The organism is Shewanella sp. GJ50-10 (assembly GCF_055808815.1).
Genome location: NZ_JBVVSS010000001.1, coordinates 2,009,571 through 2,026,833 on the forward strand (window position 1 = coordinate 2,009,571; position 17,263 = coordinate 2,026,833).

Here is a 17,263-nt window from a genome sequence, read left to right on the forward strand (position 1 = left end):
CAGTCAATCACTAAAATAATAAGAACGAGATATGCCTAAATTACGTGTTATGTGCGTTCAGCCTATTGAGGTTGATGCTGAGCAGTATGAACAGCTCATCAGTAAAAAGAGTCGTATAGGCCGATTAATTGGTACTTTTGATAAAAATGACTTCAAAATTGAGTGGTTACAACAATTCAATAAGTTACACCGAGATTTATCAAACTATAAAAGTATCTACGGTGCGCAAGACACTAAAATTTCCAATGAATTACTTAAAAATGATTTAACACAACAAAGATTTTTAGTGAATGGTCAACATGACATAAGTGAATATGTTGATTTAAAAAATACCACATATGAATTGGTTTTCGACCAGCGGTTTTTTAATTTTGTACTTGTTGTAGAGCTGCATTTAGCTATACCAGATGAAATACTTGAGGCAATTTTAGCAACCAATTTAGTTGAAGGTGGTGTAGATTTTTACAACACATTAAGAAACCTTTTAGTCAAAGAGCATGATGACTCGCAGTTAAGCGAGTGGGGCAATGCAGTGCGTTTAGCTGTGTGTAAAAAAATTCAAAGCATCAGCCATATTTCTTTGCGTGGAAGCACTCGTCCACTTGCTTATATTGGTAATAACTCAGGGAATGTCACTTTTTTTGTTGATGAAAGTCCACAAAATAAGGCGGTTAAACAACAGTTCCTAAACTGCAATGCAATAGCTGAAAGAGTAAAAGGTAATAACACCACCATTATTGATAATGACTGTGTTCATTACGCTTTCTTTAGTCGATTCCACACAATCATCACCAAAGATATAGGTCGTTATTATCGCTTTGCGCCTATTCAACATCATATTCAATCAACTTGGTACTATGTCAGTTTTTATAGTCGTGTTTTAGATAAATTGAACAGCCACATTCTGGCTAATGACTCTAAGAAAACACTTAATTCAAAACGAAATGTTATTGATGAATATATCAATAAAATTGAATTATTACGGATGAACAATGAAAACTTTAAATTGGCTATAGAGTCAGACAATGAAGATGTTTATCAAAAAATAGAAAGTAAGTGGAATGTTGAAAGCAGTCTTGAGCATGCTAAAACTTACGTGAGTTTTTTTAAAGATTATCTTGAGCGTGCGTATGCAAGAAAAGCTGAGCAAGCTAATCGTCGTCAAAATCAAATATTGTTTATTATCTCATGTATTCAGATACTTGGTTTAATCAGTATTTGGAGTGATTATTTAGGCTTGAATAAAATTGAACGATTTATCAATTCAACCGGAATTCATACTGGTTCAAGTGTGGATACAGTGTTGCAAATTAACACTTGGTTACCGATAGGGCTGATTGGTGTGCTTGTGTTGTTGATGATGTTGGCATACGTTAAAAAGGATTAAAATATGAAAAGGAGCAAATGCTCCCTTTCATGTAATAGACCATATAAGTTTTTGATAATAATCTAATTGCCAGCGTTTTTGTGCTGTTTGATAAATCGAATCAAAGGTATCCATACAAGACCACAAATTAAGCCACTGATAACACCAATAAAGTGTGATTCTGTGGCTACTCTGGCATTGATTATGGCACTAACACTTTCACTGGCGCCAAAATACATCTCGTAACCAACTTTGACAAACACTCCGATCAAAAGAAGGTAACCAGAAAAATAGTCTTTTCTGATATCTAGTAAAGCGCCGAATGTAAACAGACCATGCAACAGACCGCTAAGGCCAACATAACCTTTTAACTCTGGGAAAAACCAATAAAGCCCTAATCCTTCCAAAATACATAAACTGATGAATAAGGCAATGAATTGGCTGGCCTGGTTTTTATAATGTGTTTCGTGAAGAAACAAAATGACCCAAAAGCCTGCTAAATTCATTAATAAATGCCACAAGTTAGTATGGAGCAGATTGCCTGTAATAATCCGCCAATACTCACCAGCCTGAATATTGTCATAGCGATAACTTAAAAAATTGTCGATATCATTAGCACCAAGCGGTGTCATCGCCATGACAAACATTACACATGAAACAATGCTAATCAAAATTGCAAAGTAGTAAGTATTTGCGCTGCTCTGGCTTCTTGATGCCATAAATAAAGTCCGTTTAATTCGTTAATTAAGAATCTTGTTAGTTAATAAGCGCATTTATAATTTTGATTCTAGTGCATTCATTACTGTGTGCTGATTATTGAGGTAATCATCTAAACCGCGTTGTCTAAGGTGGCAAGCTGGGCAGTCACCACAACCATTTCCTTTAATGCCGTTATAACAAGTTAATGTCTCTTCAGTTACTAACTTAAGAGATTGGTATTTATCTGCCAAAGCCCATGTTTCTGCTTTATTTAACCACATTAATGGAGTCACAATTTTGAGCGGTTTATCCATACCTAAAACCAGTGATTGTTCCATAGACTTAATGAACTCATTTCGACAGTCTGGATAGCCAGAAAAGTCTGTTTCACAAACGCCTGTGATGATGGCATCGCAGCCTAATTGGTAGGCGTAGATACCTGCGAGAGTTAAAAATAAAATGTTTCGTCCTGGCACAAAAGTGCTTGGCAAGCCGTTGTCCATCAGTTCATGGGAAACTGGAATTGCGTCTCTGGTAAGAGATGAAATAGCCAACTCATTGAGTAAGCTAACATCCATGACTTTATGACTCGCAATATTTAATTGTTTAGCTAATGATTGAGCGATTTCGATTTCTTGACGATGGCGCTGGCCGTAATCAAAGGTAATGGCATGAACTTCATCGTACTGTGTCATCGCTTGAATTAAACAGGTTGTGGAGTCTTGGCCACCACTAAATACAACAATTGCTTTGGACATTAATTTCACCGTAAAAATTCATAACTGTTGGTCGCTGACGGATGTATTCATTCAGAGTTGTTAAATTAAACAGTTATGAGTCAAATAATTATCAATATTAGTATATTTTATCTTATTGCAGGTCTTGATAGCAAAAACTTGCAGCTGAATTGAAAATCATCTATAAATGCGCCCGAGAAGCGAGAGATGCGCCCGTGAAGTGAGCAGTATTTCAACAACTTAAAACTTGAAACGCTGTAAACTTAACAACATGTCCTTGATTGAGTGATATTTAGAAAAGGTTAGCTAATGAATTATCCAGTAAATGAAGTATTTGAAACAATCCAAGGCGAGGGTACGTTTACTGGTGTCCCAGCACTCTTTGTGCGTCTTCAAGGCTGCCCTGTTGGTTGTTCATGGTGTGATACTAAACAGACTTGGGACGTGTTAGCCGAAAATAAGGTGACTCAAGAACAAGTAATACAAGTTGATGGCACAATCGGTCGTTGGGCTGAACATAATGCCTCAAGCTTAATTGATGCCTTTAAAGCCAAAGGTTTTACTGCAAAACATATCGTATTAACTGGTGGCGAGCCTTGTTTATATGATTTGACTGCCATGACTAACGACTTTATTGCTGCTGGATATGTTATTCAGATTGAAACCAGTGGCACGTTTGAAGTAATTTGCCACGAAGATGTTTGGGTGACAGTGTCACCTAAAGTCAACATGAAGGGCGGTTATGAAGTGCTTGAGCAAGCCTTGGTACGTGCCAATGAAATTAAGCACCCGATTGCAACGCAAAAACATATTGATGAACTGGATGCCTTATTGAGCCCCATTGATACCAAGGGTAAAACTATTTGTCTTCAACCCATCAGTCAAAAGCCTAGGGCAACTGAGCTTGCGATGAAAACCTGCATCGCGCGTAATTGGCGTTTATCTATTCAAACACATAAGTATTTAGATATCGATTAGGCGACTACCTTATTGTGCGATTTGATAATATTTCGTCATAAAAAAAACGCTATTTAAGCGGTTTTTTTGTAAAGAACGATAAAAGCTATTTAGAATGATTCAAACAACCCGAATCATTAAATTCAAGCAGTGAATCGTCATACTGTTTAGTTGAGCCAATATTATCTGCAATCCATTTATTATTGTAATAAGTGTCTAAGTAACGCTCACCTGAGTCGCACAATAACGTCACTAATGACCCTTTCTTTCCTTGTTGTTTCATTTTACAAGCCAATTGCAGCACGCCGTAAAGATTGGTCCCTGTCGATGGGCCTACTTTTCGACCAATTAACGCAGCTAGCCAGTTCATGGTGGCAAGGGAGGCGGCATCAGGAATTTTTATCATTTCGTCGACCACGCCAGCAATAAAGGAAGGCTCAACTCTTGGTCTACCAATCCCTTCAATTTTACTGCCATTCTCACAAGTAATTGAATGATCGCGTTTATGGAAGTAATCAAAGAAAACCGAGTTTTCAGGGTCTACAACACATAATTGAGTGGCCAGTTGTTGATAGTTAAGATAACGACCGATAGTGGCTGATGTACCACCTGTACCTGGGCTCATTACAATCCAAGCTGGAATTGGATGCGGCTCTTTTTGCATTTGATTAAAAATGGAATCAGCAATGTTATTGTTGCCACGCCAATCGGTAGCACGCTCTGCAAAAGTAAACTGATCCATATAGTGACCATTTAACTCATCTGCTAAACGTTCTGATTCTGCATATATTTTACTGCTGTGGTCTACAAAATGGCATTGCCCGCCATAAAACTCGATCTGCTCGATTTTGGTCTTGGCAGTCGAAGAGGGCATAACAGCAATAAAAGGCAGACCCAATAAACGAGAGAAGTAGGCTTCTGAAACCGCAGTACTACCTGATGAAGATTCTATAATAGTGGTATTTTCATTTACCCAACCATTAGATAAAGCATATAAAAACAGTGAGCGGGCTAGGCGATGCTTAAGACTGCCCGTAGGGTGCGTGCTTTCATCTTTAAGGTATATATCTATGCCATCAAGTTGTGGGAGGTCTAACTTAATTAAATGTGTGTCAGCGCTTCTTTGGAAGTCGGCTTCGATTTTAGCGATAGCCTGATTAACCCATTGTTTAGACATAATGGAACCTTTAATAGAAAAGAGGCCATTATCATAGTCTTATTTATTCATAGCTTAAAGAGGCATAAAAGCCTAATCCTATGAAAAATCATTAATTAACATAGATATAACAATGCCAAGTGTAAATTTTTATGAAACATATTTAGGATTTAAAATTGAATTAACTGATTACTCTATAAAGAGCAGATAATTTGAAGTTTGAGAGTTTGAGAGTTTGAGAGTTTGAGAGTTTGAGAGTTTGAGAGTTTGAGCAAGTGAATTATTTTAAGATATTAAAACAATATCTGATTCGTTAAATAAGAAGTGGTGGAGGGAGAAGGATTCGAACCTTCGAAGGCTGAGCCGTCAGATTTACAGTCTGATCCCTTTGGCCACTCGGGAACCCCTCCACATTTTCTTACTTATCTTTTTACTAATCTATCTTTTACTTAATTGCTTATATTGTTGGCCACAACAATATAATTTTTTAGTGATAACCATAACGATAAATGGTGGAGGGAGAAGGATTCGAACCTTCGAAGGCTGAGCCGTCAGATTTACAGTCTGATCCCTTTGGCCACTCGGGAACCCCTCCACGAAACGGTATATTTATCACTGGTGCAAATGGTGGAGGGAGAAGGATTCGAACCTTCGAAGGCTGAGCCGTCAGATTTACAGTCTGATCCCTTTGGCCACTCGGGAACCCCTCCTCAATTGCGGCGAGAATAATAGTCACGAATTAAATATAAGTAAAGCCAAAATCGAAAATAAGTCTCAAGTATTTGTTCAAGTGGTCGATAAAATAACAATCGCAGTATTTAATGATGTTTTTATATGCAAATTGAGTTTCCTTTAGTCAATGAACTACAACTGGGCAATCGCTTAAATGATGCGATTGAACATGATCGCCGTGGTGAATTTGGCCTTCTTTTATCTATGCTCTCTATTGATGCACGTGATATGTCTCAATTTCAGTTAGATAAAGAACTCAATATTGATGAAAAACTGTACAAATCTTTTGAGTTACCTAAAAAGCAGCAATTGGTTTGTGATTTATCACAACAAGAAGCAGTTAATAATGCACAGGAATTTCAGCGTGGTGGTGCATCGCAATTCCATTTAACTCAAGCTCTACGACCTGAAGCAATAGTCACACGTGGTCAGTATCAAGATGACATGCAAATAGTATTGGCTAACTGTGATGAGTTAACCAAACTTAAACATAAGCAATCTGTACCTGAAATTTCTGAGATAAATCAAATCCATTTTTTAGATCAATTAACCACTCAACGTAAAATAAGTGAAACTTTAGCGAGTCAACTTTATGCAGTCGCTTGATATTTAGACACTAAAAATTATCCTTGTAACATTTGTTGAATATCATGTTCTGCTAATTGTGTGAACTAGCTAGACAATTAATTACAGTTTTTACGTTATGCTGACGCTTTTAAAGCAGTGGAAGGCGATTAAGATGATTAAAACAATTACTAAGCAAGAAGTTCAAGTTAGTGATAGTTGCAATGACTGCGGCTCATTTGTGGATATCGGCACTGTGATTGACGAGCAAGATACCCAATTGATACTTCAGATAGAGGGCGAAAACGCTGAAGCCGATACTCAAAGTATTATCAATAAAGCAAAACAACGTTTTGATAGTGTCAAAACAAGCTTTGATAAATCAGAAAAGCATTATACTGTTTTTCTCGAATTCGAATTTACTGCTGAAAAAATGATATTCCAACTAGAAAATAGTCTTTAAACAGTAAAGTCTTTGATTATCATGTATATTTGATGGTTACATCTTGCAATTTTTTGTTGCAAGTGTAACCTAAGTAACATTACTACTTTTTTTGGAATAGGTTAATTTGCCTGTCCTATATTGCAGTTTTGACTGTAATTTTAAATGGGTAAACTAATTTACCCTGACTTTAAAGCGATAATACCTCCTAAGAATGAGGTCAACCCGATTGCTAAGCTGTCTTGTTGGGAATAATAATGAAACAAAGTGAGCAACAACATTTATTAGAGTTAATTGTAAACTCTGTCGCTAAAGAGAAAGGGGATTTTACCCGAACCTCTGAATTAGCATGTAAATTGTTACTAAAATATTTTAATGCTACTTGTGTTTCAGTTATCTCTTTGCGTGATAAAGCATTAGAGCAAAAAGTTATTGCCTGCCTCTCTCCTACCGTTGAAATCAGTCATGCGATTAAGCAATTAAGAGATGAACATTTCGCCTCAGAAAGCTATTTCGATGAAATACGTCGTTATCGACATATTGCCAGCAGCATTTCAGCAACCGATAAACGACTCGGCTGCTTTTCAGAATATTATAAGCAATCCGGCATTCAATCTAATCTAGACGTTGCTATTCGCATTAACGGACACATAGAAGGTTTGTTATGCATTGAATTTGACAGTCATGTTGAATTGTCCATCCCTACAATTGAGTTTGCTTGCCAGTTTGCAGATCAGCTTGCACTGACGCTGGCGACTCGTTATGCCTATGATAATGACGAACGTTTAACCTTATTTCATAGTGCGACCGAGCAAGCTCAGCACGTACTCATGTTGGTTAATCTTAAAACACAAATCATTGAATACATTAATCCTGCCCATGAAAAAATGACAGGGTTAAGTCGCAATGTAGTGCAAGACAATGAATTAATCACACTGGATTTCTTTAGAGGTAAACGTGAGTTAGCCAATGAGTTAACTCAAAGGCTCATCTCTGGTGAAATGGTCAAAGGTGAAGCTGAATTAGAAAGAATTGATGGCACCAAATATTGGGCTCAATATCAAGCAAACCGCTTTGTTACACAGCAAGGGAACTATTATGCCTTAGTTTCTTGTATTGATGTTACAGAGCAACGACATCATAAAGATGAGTTAGAAAACTTGGCATGGAACTGCACGTTAACCGGATTACACAATCGTCTTCATTTTACTCAGCAGTTAGATCGTGCAACCTCAGGTGTTTTGTTCCTAATCGATTTGATGGGCTTCAAACGCTTTAATGATACTAGCGGTCACGAACAAGGCGATGCATTACTCACTGAAGTTGCTAGACGTCTAAAACATTTTGCGAAAAGCAATGATGCTATTGATGTTGCCCGTGTAGGAAGTGACGAATTTGCGGTTTTACTACCAGAAATAGCATCGAGTGATATTCTTGAAGAGCAAGTCTTTAAACTATATCAAAAGCTGGCAGTTCCATCTGTGATTGGTCGTGAGAAAGTGGATCCAAAAGCTGCGATTGCGGTTGTCGATGTAAGCGCAGTTGCTCATCAGTTTTCACCTTTATCTTGTGCTGATATTGCTCTGCAGTATGCAAAAAAGAAAGCCATGATGAATTATCAAATTTTTAATGATGATTTATTAGCAACCTTCAAAAATAATGCCGATATTGAACGTGATTTAATGTCTGCAATTCGTGGCAGACAATTTGAGCTTTACTATCAGCCATTAATGGATTTAAAAAACCATAAGTTTATTGGTGCTGAGGCGCTGATCCGTTGGCACCATCCTAAAAAAGGGGTGCTATACCCAGGTGCATTTATAGAAATAGCAGAACAATCTGGCATGATCAACGCAATTGGTGATTGGGTGCTTGAGGCTGCTTGTAAACAACTTAATTTATGGCAACACAAAAACGTTGATATCGTTATGCATGTTAACGTTGCAGCAAGACAGTTTTTCAGTGGTAATTTATTTGAACAAGTGTGGAATTTAGTCACTCGTTACCGCTTAAAGCCACAAAGTTTAATACTAGAGATTACTGAAACTGAATTAATGGGTGATATCCGTCATGCGACCCGTTTATGCCAAGAGTTAGCTGATTTAGGTGTTGGGCTAGCTATTGATGATTTCGGCACTGGCTACAGTTCTATGCGTTATTTAAAACAATTTCCAATCAGTAAATTGAAAATTGATCGCTCATTTATTTCTGACTTAACTACAAGTCATGAAAGTCGTGAAATTGTCAGTGCTATCATCGCCATGGCTAAAGCACTGAATATTTCATTAACTGCAGAAGGAGTTGAAACTAAAGAGCAGGAAGTGTTCTTAGAAGATAGCTGCTGTCACCATGCTCAAGGCTATTTGTATAGTCCAGCTATTCGAGAAAATGAGTTTTCAAAGTTCATTTTTGAACAAAATGAAGTGATTCACTAATTCATCAGTTGTTTAGTGAACCCAAGCACTAGGCCATCTTTGTCATGCAACACGCTTTAAATTTTTTGCCACTATGACAAATGCATTTATCGTTTCGTTTGGGCAATTGTACAACCTTTTGTTTTCCCTCAGTGTAGTACCATTTACCATCCAAATATTGAAATTGTGAACATTCATATATTGCATCAATCTCGCCACCATTAAGATACCAAGCTTTAAATGTAACAGAGCCAGTTTGAGCATTAACATCTTGTGATGTGTGTTCGACGTCTAAACCTAACCATTGGGTATCATCAGCGCCTTGTGCAAGCATGTTAATGGTTAGCCCGTTTAAAAATTGAGGATGATGGGTTTCAATTAAGTACTCAAACTGATGTAGTGCAAATGCGCAGTAACGTGAGCGCATGAGTGATTCTACGTTATCAGCAGACTGACTTTTTAGGTGGTAGGGTTGGCAACAATCTTGATATTGTTTTGCTAAGCCGCAAGGGCATGGGGTTTTGTTTTCTATTTTCATTTATTCATTTTTGTTTTTAGAATATCAGCATCGTAGTTAATGGTTGTGGCCATCTGATTCATTATGCTCTTCAAGTTCCAATTCAACATTATGTTCTGATTCGTCTAATTGATTAAGCTTTGGATTAAATTGACGACCATAGTATAAGTTAGATACTGGTTTTGCTGCGAAATAAAATTCTGGATTAGCTTTGGTATTAGAGTCAACAATAAACTGCCATTGTTGCTTGCCCACTTTGCGTGATACTAAAACAAATTTTCCAGAAAATACGCTAGTAGGTTCACCGGTCTCTTTACGAGGATGAAAGCGCACTAGGTAGTAACCAACATCAGTCGCGGTTTTCTCGTTGAGCTCTCTGTTGATGATTCTAAAATCAACATCAATATGAGCTGACTTCTTAGCGATTTTTTTAAAAAAACGCTATAAAGCGCTTGAATATCGTCTTTACCTGTCACTATTTCTTTATCTAGTGTTTCTGAGATATAAACAGCATCATCAGCGTAAATGATGTCGATACTATCAAGATCTAAATTTTCGAATCCACTAGAGAAGACTTTATAGTTAGCATTGATTACATCGTTATCCGATAATTGCTCGGCAGATACGTAAAAGCTCATGATAGAGAAGAAGCTAATAAAAAATAATTTGATATGGCTCATGCAAATAGAATGCTCTTAAATATAATGAGTGATGAATGAATGCCGTTGCAGTTCATAATATGAATGACACTATAAATTATTCTATCCAGTATCAAAAGCAACGAATCTTTACAAAGTGTGTAGGAGTGGTTCATGCAAGAACAAGATAATGATTTATTTTTAGCAGAAATGGCCAATGTAAAGCCATTAAAGGAAAGCGACAATCATTTTAGAATTCAAAATCAGCCTGTTACAGAGGCGCAACTAGCAAGAAGAGCGGCAGCAGCGCAGAACGAGTACTTACAAAAATTAACAATCGAACCTGCCATGATGACCGTTGTGACACCAGAAGAAATTATTAGTCATAAAATAAATGGCGTTCAAGAGGAAGTGTTTCGTCATTTACGTCTTGGGAAATATAAATCCAAAACAATCTTAGATTTACACGCTTACAGATTATCTAAGGCGCGTGAAGAGCTGATAAATACCATTTTATTGGCTTATGAAAGAGGTGAGCGGAATTTACTCATCATTCACGGTAAAGGGTTTAAAAGTAAGCCGTTTCCAGCCCTAATGAAATCTGCAGTGAATACTTGGTTAGTTCAATTAGAGCAAGTGCAGGCATTTCATAGTGCGACCCGTGAACAGGGGGGAACAGGCGCAATATTTGTCATGCTAGTTAAAAATGATCAACAGCGTGTTGTCGCAAGTGAAACTAACAGAAAGGGCAGTGGATTTAGATAAATTAAACTAATTTGACTCTTAGCATTTAAGTTTGGCACTTAGATAAAGGCTGATATTATTGGGCAAGATACCCTGTTATGAGTAAAAGGTATTGTTCATAAAATGGTTAAATTAAAAAATAAACGAGTACTAAAACTAATACAACAAAGATTAAGACTGTAGGTAAGTTGTTTTCCTTTGGTTCGATTTCGTTGTTTAAACGCTTTGCACGTTGATTGCGAAGTTTTTGGTAACTACTTTTTTTCATATAATGCCTTGGTTTTCGAATCTGGAAAACCGAACTGATAGGTTATGGACTTAAACAATTGCTGCTGACTGTATGAAATGAGTTAATAAACTAAAAGTCATTCAACAAGTTGAAAAATTTTATAATAAACAATTGAATCAATTACTTTGTCATTTAACTCTGCAAAAATAACCTAGTTTTATTCTCTTATGTGAGCATTGATGTGATTTAAATGAAATGACCTACCAATACACAGAAAATAGTAAAAACTATTTTAAGACAATGACCTATGTGTATAGTTTGTGTTGCCTCTTGGTTTCTGTTGGGTTAATTTTTAGGGGCTTATTGTTGCGTCAGTTGGCGATATGAACTGGTATTTTACGCATAAATCTAATTCCGTAGATTTTATCTCATCATCTCATGACAAAATAAAGAATAGCGATAGTGACAAATAACAAATGAATGCTGTTTTTGTGATTGCTGTAATTGAGTGTCGATCCTTTACGGATGCGTTTAGCTCTGCCATTTCTTAGCTTTACGTAATTTCTTTTTTCACACAAACACTCCCAGCTTCATGCGACATGAAGCTATACCAAAATGATGAAGAATGTACTAAATAGGGCAAATAATAAAAAGTCAGAGATTTGTTTCAATTAAATTAGATAGAGGAACTAACTTTATGGATGAACAAGTTTCAATAATAAATTTTGCCTATGACTATTAAATACAAATAGCGGTACAAGTAACTCCATTCACTTTGTGTACAGGCGTAAATTATCATATTTTTTAGTCACAAAAAGCGATTTTAGTGTGAGGTAGGTCACGTTAGTGGAAAGATTGACAGGTGCCACTTTAATGACGTTAATAATCATTTAGCGGGTTGTTTTGATGGTGTTAAATTGATGTTGCGCGCTTAGTGTTGCTTACGTTCATTGCGAGATAATGGATATAAACAAACTTTTAAAGAACACCTATCCATTTTCATAGATAGATGCTCTTCGATATATAATATTTGGATGAATTACTTTAATTGATTACCAACCACACTGACGATTCTCAGTTTTGTTTTGTTGGTCTAACCAAACCTGTAACGGCGCAAAATAATCAAGTACCGCTTTTGCATCCATTGATTTAGTACCAGTCACAATGTTTAACGCTTCGGGCCAAGGCTGGCTTAAGCCTGATTCCAGCATTTGGTTCAATTTAGCTCCAGCTTGTTCGTTACCATATATACTACAACGATGAACTGGCCCTTCATTGCCCGCAATATCGCATAAGGACTTGTGGAATTGAAATTGAAGTACATGAGCTAAAAAGTAGCGAGTGTATGGCACATTGCCTGGAACATGATATTTAGCGCCTGGATCAAAATCTGCTTCTGTTCTTTCAATAGGAGCTGCGACACCTTGATATTTTTCGCGTAAATCCCACCATGCTTGGTTGTATTGCTCTGGTGAAATTTCACCATTGAATACTTTCCAGCGCCACTGATCAATCATTAAGCCAAAAGGCATAAAGGCAATTTTATCTAATGCTTGCTTGAGTAATAAGCCAATATCTTTTGATTCATCTGGAACTTCAGAAAGTAAGCCAATTTGTTTTAGATAACTTGGTGTAATTGATAGTGCGATAGTATCGCCAATGGCTTCATGGAAACCATCATTGGCCGAACCTTTAAACAGGTGAGGTTGGTTTTTATAAGCTCTCTGGTAATAGTTGTGGCCTAATTCGTGATGAATAACAGTAAAATCTTCAGCCGTTTTTTGGATACACATCTTAATACGAATATCATCTTGGTTATCTAAATCCCAAGCTGAAGCATGGCATACTACATCGCGATCTTTAGGTTGTACAAAAAGGGAGCGAGTCCAAAATGTGTCTGGTAACTCATCAAAACCGAGTGATGAGAAAAAGCTTTCTGCTTGTTCTACCATTTTGATTTCATCATAATTGTTTTGAGCCAACAGGGCGGTGACATCATAACCTGGATCGGCATCAGCGGGAGCAACCGAATTATATATGGTTCCCCATTGCTGTGCCCACATATTACCAAGTAAATGTGCTGGAATAGGGCCTTGTTTAGGCGCAACATCATCACCGTATTGTTCATTCAGTTCGCCACGTACGTAGCAGTGTAATGAATCATATAAAGGTTTGATATCGCTCCATAATCGATCTAACTCAGCTGAAAAATCATCTGGCTTCATATCGTACTGACTTCGCCATAATTCAGACAAGTCAGCAAAACCAAGATCCCTTGCTCCTTCATTAGCAAGTTCAACTTCACGTTCAAATAGCGGGCGCATAGGCTTAGCTATTTCACGCCAGCCTTGCCAAGCTTCAAGCAACACCGCAGGATCTTTAGATTCAGCCATTAATGCAGAAAGCTCAGGCTGTGTTAAACACCGAGCATCGTCAAAGCAATACTTACCTTTACCGTATAAGCCATTTAATTCAGAGCTTATTTGAGCTAATTCAGCATTTTTAATCGGATCTAATGGTGCAGGTAACACTAGACTACTGCGTAGTATGTGCAGCTTTCGTGCATTTATAGGATCCAATTCTACATTGGCATATTGAGCAGCTTCTGTTGCAAAACTCACTGAACGAGCAGTTATTTTTTCACCAATTGCAGCTGATAGCGCTGCTGTGTCTTCAGTAATAAAATTACTGTAAACCCATTCTGTTCTTGCGCCTTCTACGGAAAGTTTTGCAAGCTCGGCTTCTGCATTGTTTATAAATTTGATCGCTGACTTCGAGTCAATAGGGGAGCCATCAATAACAGCTGATGGATTTGTTGTGTCACTTCCTTTTGCTGTTGAAACGATGATTTCTTCTTCAACTTGCTGACAAGCTGTAAGCCCTAATGCAATTGAAATAATAAGAGCAATTGTAGACGGCTGTTTAAAAGGCTGTTTCATCTTACAGGTTTCCTTATTTTAATGTCGGCGTCAGTTTACATAAATAAGGCGTTTATTGCATTTTTGTTAAACTATCTAGCTGTGATGGTATGAATCATATGGTTTCTTTAGTGCGACTTAGGTAAATAAGATTGACAACTGTGCGCTCAATGTTTAATTTAAACGAGTGTTTTAAATTGAAATGGGTCATGGAATGGCAAGCAGAACAGATACAAAAACAAGAATTCTTGATGCCGCTGAAAAATTATTTGCCGAAAGAGGCTTTTCAGAAACATCGTTAAGATTAATAACTAGTAAAGCGGAAGTCAATCTAGCTTCTGTTAACTATCATTTTGGTTCAAAGAAAGAACTAATTCGAGCCGTACTTGCAAGATACTTAGATGTGTTCATGCCAAGTGCAGCTGCTGAAATACAACGGTTATTTAAAAATCCAGAACTGGCAAATTTGAATGAAATATTTTCATCACTAATTAAGCCTTTGTTAGAGTTAAACCAAGTTCGACATGGTGGCACGACAATATTTTTACAATTACTAGGTCGTGGCTATATTGAAAGCCAAGGCCATTTAAGATGGTTTATTACCACGCATTATGGTCAATACCTTGAAGCGTTTGTAAAAGCTGTGTCAGCAAGTGCGCCACATATTCCTCCAGCTGAAATGTTTTGGCGTCTACACTTTACCTTAGGAACAATTGTTTTCACTATGGCTTCTGCTGATGCATTAAATGAGATTGCTGCAGCGGATTATGGTGAACACAACGATACAGAAGCAATTATACGTAAAGTAATACCCTATATGGCTGCTGGCGTATCAGTACCCATTTTAGCAAAGGAATAAGGGATTAACATGACTGTCCTAATACTAGTATTAATAGCACTAATCGTGCTATTTGGTGTGCGTAATTTAAGGATGCGTTTTATCACGCGTCCTGTTTTTAGTTTCTTTAAGAAAGTATTACCGCCACTTTCTAGCACTGAAAAAGAAGCAATGGAAGCGGGTGATGTTTGGTGGGAAGGTGAATTATTTAGAGGCAATCCTAATTGGAATACCCTACATAATTACGGCAAGCCAACCTTATCAGCTGAAGAGCAAGACTTTATCAATAATCAAGTGATGACAGCACTCACTATGATTGATGATTATGACATTGTTCATAATCTTAAAGACTTACCGCCAGAGTTATGGAATTACTTTAAAAAAGAAGGCTTTTTTGCCTTAATCATTCCTAAGAAGTTTGGCGGCCGAGAGTTTTCTGCATATGCCAATTCTACGATTGTGAGTAAAATTGCTACTCGAAGTATTAGTGCGGCTGTGACTGTAATGGTGCCAAACTCTTTAGGTCCTGGCGAGTTACTGACTCACTATGGTACACAAGAGCAAAAAGATCGATGGTTACCGCCATTAGCTGTGGGTGAAGAGTTACCTTGTTTTGCATTAACAGGTCCAGAAGCAGGTTCAGATGCGGGCGCTATTCCAGATGTAGGCGTTGTTTGTCGCCGTGAGTTTAACGGTGAAGATACCTTAGGTTTAAGCTTAACCTGGGACAAACGTTATATTACGCTAGCACCTGTTGCTACAGTACTTGGCTTAGCATTCCAAATGCGTGACCCTGATGGCTTATTGGGTGATGAAGAAAACATCGGTATCACTTGTGCGTTAATTCCGACAGATCATCAAGGTGTTGAAATCGGTCGTCGTCACAACCCATTGATGATGGCGTTTATGAACGGTACCACAAGCGGTAAAGACGTGTTTATTCCGCTAGATTGGATTATTGGCGGCCCTCAGTTTGCGGGTAAAGGCTGGCGTATGCTGGTTGAATGTTTGTCTGCTGGCCGTGGAATTTCATTACCTGCTTTAGCTACTGCATCAGCGCAAATGGCAACCAAAACAACCACTGCTTACAGTTATGTTCGACAACAATTTGGTATGCCGATTGGTAAGTTTGAAGGTGTTCAAGAAGCTTTAGCACGTATTATTGCTAACACTTATCAACTTGAAGCCGCTCGCTGCTTAACGACAACCGGTATCGACTTAAAAGTTAAACCGTCTGTTGTTACAGCTATTGCGAAATATCACATGACAGAACTTGGTCGTGATGTGGTTGAAGATGCAATGGACATTCAGTCTGGTAAAGGTATCCAGCTTGGTGCTAAAAACTATTTAGGCCATGCATACATGTCTAGCCCAATTTCAATTACGGTTGAAGGTGCTAACATTTTGACTCGATCATTGATGATTTTTGGTCAAGGTGCCACCCGCTGTCATCCATATGTGCTTGCTGAAATGGAAACAGCAGCAATGGAAGATCAAAAGGCGGCTATAAACCGTTTTGATTCTCTATTAATGGGTCACATGGGTTACGCTGCTAGAAATGGTGTGATGGCGTTTTTTAATGCATTAACGGCAAGTAAAACCAATACATCACCGGTTAGCGGCACAACTCAACAGTACTACAAGGATATGAGTCGTCTTTCGTCTGCTTTAGCCATAATGACCGATTTATCAATGCTTATTATGGGCGGCGATTTAAAACGCAAAGAAATGATCTCCGCTAGAATGGGCGATGTATTAAGCCAACTTTATCTTGCGTCCGCTACGTTAAAACAATTTGAAGATAATGGCCGTCAACAAGATGATTTATCCATTGTTCATTATGTGATGACTGAGCGCTTACACCTTGCTGCTAAAGCATTAGAAGAGGCTGCTCGTAACTTTCCTAATAGAATGGTGGGGATTTTACTTAAAGTTATTATTTTCCCGATTGGAAATCATTTCAATGCACCAACGGATAAACAGGCTACGACGTTAGCTGAAAACTTCCTGCAGACTTCTCCAGCCCGCGATCGTATCACTTTCTTATGTGCTGATTTTGAAGGTGATAAGAGTGGTATAGCTGAAGTTGAAAATGCATTTCTTGCAAAACTTAACTGTAAGCCATTATACGCTCGGATTAGAAAAGCGCAGAAGGCAGGTGAGTTAACACCAAAACTACCTGCGTTAGCGACATTTAGTGAAGCATTAGCAAACAATACTATTGATCAACAAGAATATGATTTGTTGATTGATGCCGACGCTAAACGTTTAGAGGCAATACACGTTAATGATTTTGAGTCTTTATAATTGCT

Annotated in this window: 15 protein-coding genes and 3 tRNA genes; 8 read left to right on the plus strand and 10 right to left on the minus strand. The window is 37.7% G+C overall.

What is annotated here, in order from left to right; all coding sequences use genetic code 11:
* The first annotated feature begins 31 nt into the window (after window positions 1-31).
* Window positions 32-1,387: a hypothetical protein gene (locus AC0L4E_RS08320; protein WP_473678806.1), complete on the plus strand. Its 1,356-nt coding sequence runs from the start codon at window positions 32-34 to the stop codon at window positions 1,385-1,387.
* A 62-nt stretch (window positions 1,388-1,449) separates the two neighbouring features.
* On the opposite strand, the gene rrtA is transcribed toward AC0L4E_RS08320, so the two are convergent.
* Window positions 1,450-2,085 carry a rhombosortase gene (rrtA, locus tag AC0L4E_RS08325; protein WP_473678807.1) on the minus strand — a complete coding sequence of 212 codons (636 nt, stop codon included), beginning with the start codon at window positions 2,083-2,085 and terminating at the stop codon, window positions 1,450-1,452.
* Window positions 2,086-2,139: 54 nt separating this feature from the next.
* Window positions 2,140-2,823 (minus strand): 7-cyano-7-deazaguanine synthase QueC, encoded by a 684-nt coding sequence (gene queC / locus AC0L4E_RS08330; RefSeq protein ID WP_473678808.1) that lies wholly within the window; start codon window positions 2,821-2,823, stop codon window positions 2,140-2,142.
* A 288-nt stretch (window positions 2,824-3,111) separates the two neighbouring features.
* Here queC and queE point away from each other — a divergent pair, with 288 nt between their 5' ends.
* Window positions 3,112-3,780 (plus strand): 7-carboxy-7-deazaguanine synthase QueE, encoded by a 669-nt coding sequence (gene queE, locus AC0L4E_RS08335; RefSeq protein ID WP_473678809.1) that lies wholly within the window; start codon window positions 3,112-3,114, stop codon window positions 3,778-3,780.
* 85 nt (window positions 3,781-3,865) lie between these two features.
* Here the strand turns inward: queE and AC0L4E_RS08340 are convergent, their stop codons facing one another.
* The 4 genes from AC0L4E_RS08340 to AC0L4E_RS08355 all read right to left on the minus strand — a co-directional run bounded on the left by AC0L4E_RS08340 (window position 3,866) and on the right by AC0L4E_RS08355 (window position 5,625).
* Window positions 3,866-4,936, minus strand: a complete 1,071-nt coding sequence (locus tag AC0L4E_RS08340) for a PLP-dependent cysteine synthase family protein (RefSeq protein WP_473678811.1) — start codon at window positions 4,934-4,936, stop codon at window positions 3,866-3,868.
* Between the two features lie 304 nt (window positions 4,937-5,240).
* Window positions 5,241-5,325 (minus strand) — tRNA-Tyr (locus AC0L4E_RS08345).
* Window positions 5,326-5,425: 100 nt separating this feature from the next.
* A tRNA-Tyr gene (locus tag AC0L4E_RS08350) sits at window positions 5,426-5,510 on the minus strand.
* Between the two features lie 30 nt (window positions 5,511-5,540).
* Window positions 5,541-5,625 (minus strand) — tRNA-Tyr (locus tag AC0L4E_RS08355).
* A gap of 124 nt (window positions 5,626-5,749) precedes the next feature.
* Between AC0L4E_RS08355 and AC0L4E_RS08360 the strand changes: the two genes are divergently transcribed.
* The 3 genes from AC0L4E_RS08360 to AC0L4E_RS08370 all read left to right on the plus strand — a co-directional run bounded on the left by AC0L4E_RS08360 (window position 5,750) and on the right by AC0L4E_RS08370 (window position 9,088).
* Entirely contained in the window at window positions 5,750-6,253 is a 504-nt protein-coding gene (locus tag AC0L4E_RS08360) for a VC2046/SO_2500 family protein (protein ID WP_473678812.1), read from the plus strand.
* Window positions 6,254-6,386: 133 nt separating this feature from the next.
* Window positions 6,387-6,674, plus strand: a complete 288-nt coding sequence (locus tag AC0L4E_RS08365) for a DUF406 family protein (protein ID WP_473678813.1) — start codon at window positions 6,387-6,389, stop codon at window positions 6,672-6,674.
* Window positions 6,675-6,910: 236 nt separating this feature from the next.
* A complete protein-coding gene (locus AC0L4E_RS08370) occupies window positions 6,911-9,088 on the plus strand; it encodes a sensor domain-containing phosphodiesterase (protein ID WP_473678814.1) in 2,178 nt (725 codons plus the stop codon).
* A 28-nt stretch (window positions 9,089-9,116) separates the two neighbouring features.
* Here AC0L4E_RS08370 and AC0L4E_RS08375 read toward each other — a convergent pair whose 3' ends face one another.
* From AC0L4E_RS08375 to AC0L4E_RS08385, 3 genes are read right to left on the minus strand one after another with little or no spacing between them, the layout of a single operon-like run.
* The gene (locus AC0L4E_RS08375) at window positions 9,117-9,605 is read right to left on the minus strand and encodes a YchJ family protein (protein ID WP_473678815.1); all 489 of its coding nucleotides are present in this window, start codon (window positions 9,603-9,605) and stop codon (window positions 9,117-9,119) included.
* 36 nt (window positions 9,606-9,641) lie between these two features.
* Window positions 9,642-9,917: a hypothetical protein gene (locus AC0L4E_RS08380; protein WP_473678816.1), complete on the minus strand. Its 276-nt coding sequence runs from the start codon at window positions 9,915-9,917 to the stop codon at window positions 9,642-9,644.
* Window positions 9,917-10,264 carry a hypothetical protein gene (locus tag AC0L4E_RS08385; RefSeq protein WP_473678817.1) on the minus strand — a complete coding sequence of 116 codons (348 nt, stop codon included), beginning with the start codon at window positions 10,262-10,264 and terminating at the stop codon, window positions 9,917-9,919. Before AC0L4E_RS08385 ends, AC0L4E_RS08380 begins: the two co-directional genes overlap by 1 nt.
* Window positions 10,265-10,396: 132 nt before the next feature.
* On the opposite strand from AC0L4E_RS08385, the gene smrA reads away from it, so the two are divergent.
* Entirely contained in the window at window positions 10,397-10,987 is a 591-nt protein-coding gene (smrA, locus tag AC0L4E_RS08390; protein WP_473678818.1) for a DNA endonuclease SmrA, read from the plus strand.
* Between the two features lie 1,260 nt (window positions 10,988-12,247).
* Here the strand turns inward: smrA and AC0L4E_RS08395 are convergent.
* Window positions 12,248-14,134: a M2 family metallopeptidase gene (locus AC0L4E_RS08395; RefSeq protein WP_473678819.1), complete on the minus strand. Its 1,887-nt coding sequence runs from the start codon at window positions 14,132-14,134 to the stop codon at window positions 12,248-12,250.
* 193 nt (window positions 14,135-14,327) lie between these two features.
* Here AC0L4E_RS08395 and psrA point away from each other — a divergent pair, with 193 nt between their 5' ends.
* Both psrA and AC0L4E_RS08405 read left to right on the plus strand, forming a co-directional pair.
* Complete coding sequence (gene psrA, locus AC0L4E_RS08400) at window positions 14,328-14,972, plus strand: TetR family transcriptional repressor PsrA (RefSeq protein WP_102527232.1); 645 nt, start codon at window positions 14,328-14,330, stop codon at window positions 14,970-14,972.
* Window positions 14,973-14,981: 9 nt separating this feature from the next.
* Window positions 14,982-17,258 carry an acyl-CoA dehydrogenase gene (locus tag AC0L4E_RS08405; RefSeq protein ID WP_473678820.1) on the plus strand — a complete coding sequence of 759 codons (2,277 nt, stop codon included), beginning with the start codon at window positions 14,982-14,984 and terminating at the stop codon, window positions 17,256-17,258.
* The last annotated feature ends 5 nt before the right edge of the window (window positions 17,259-17,263 follow it).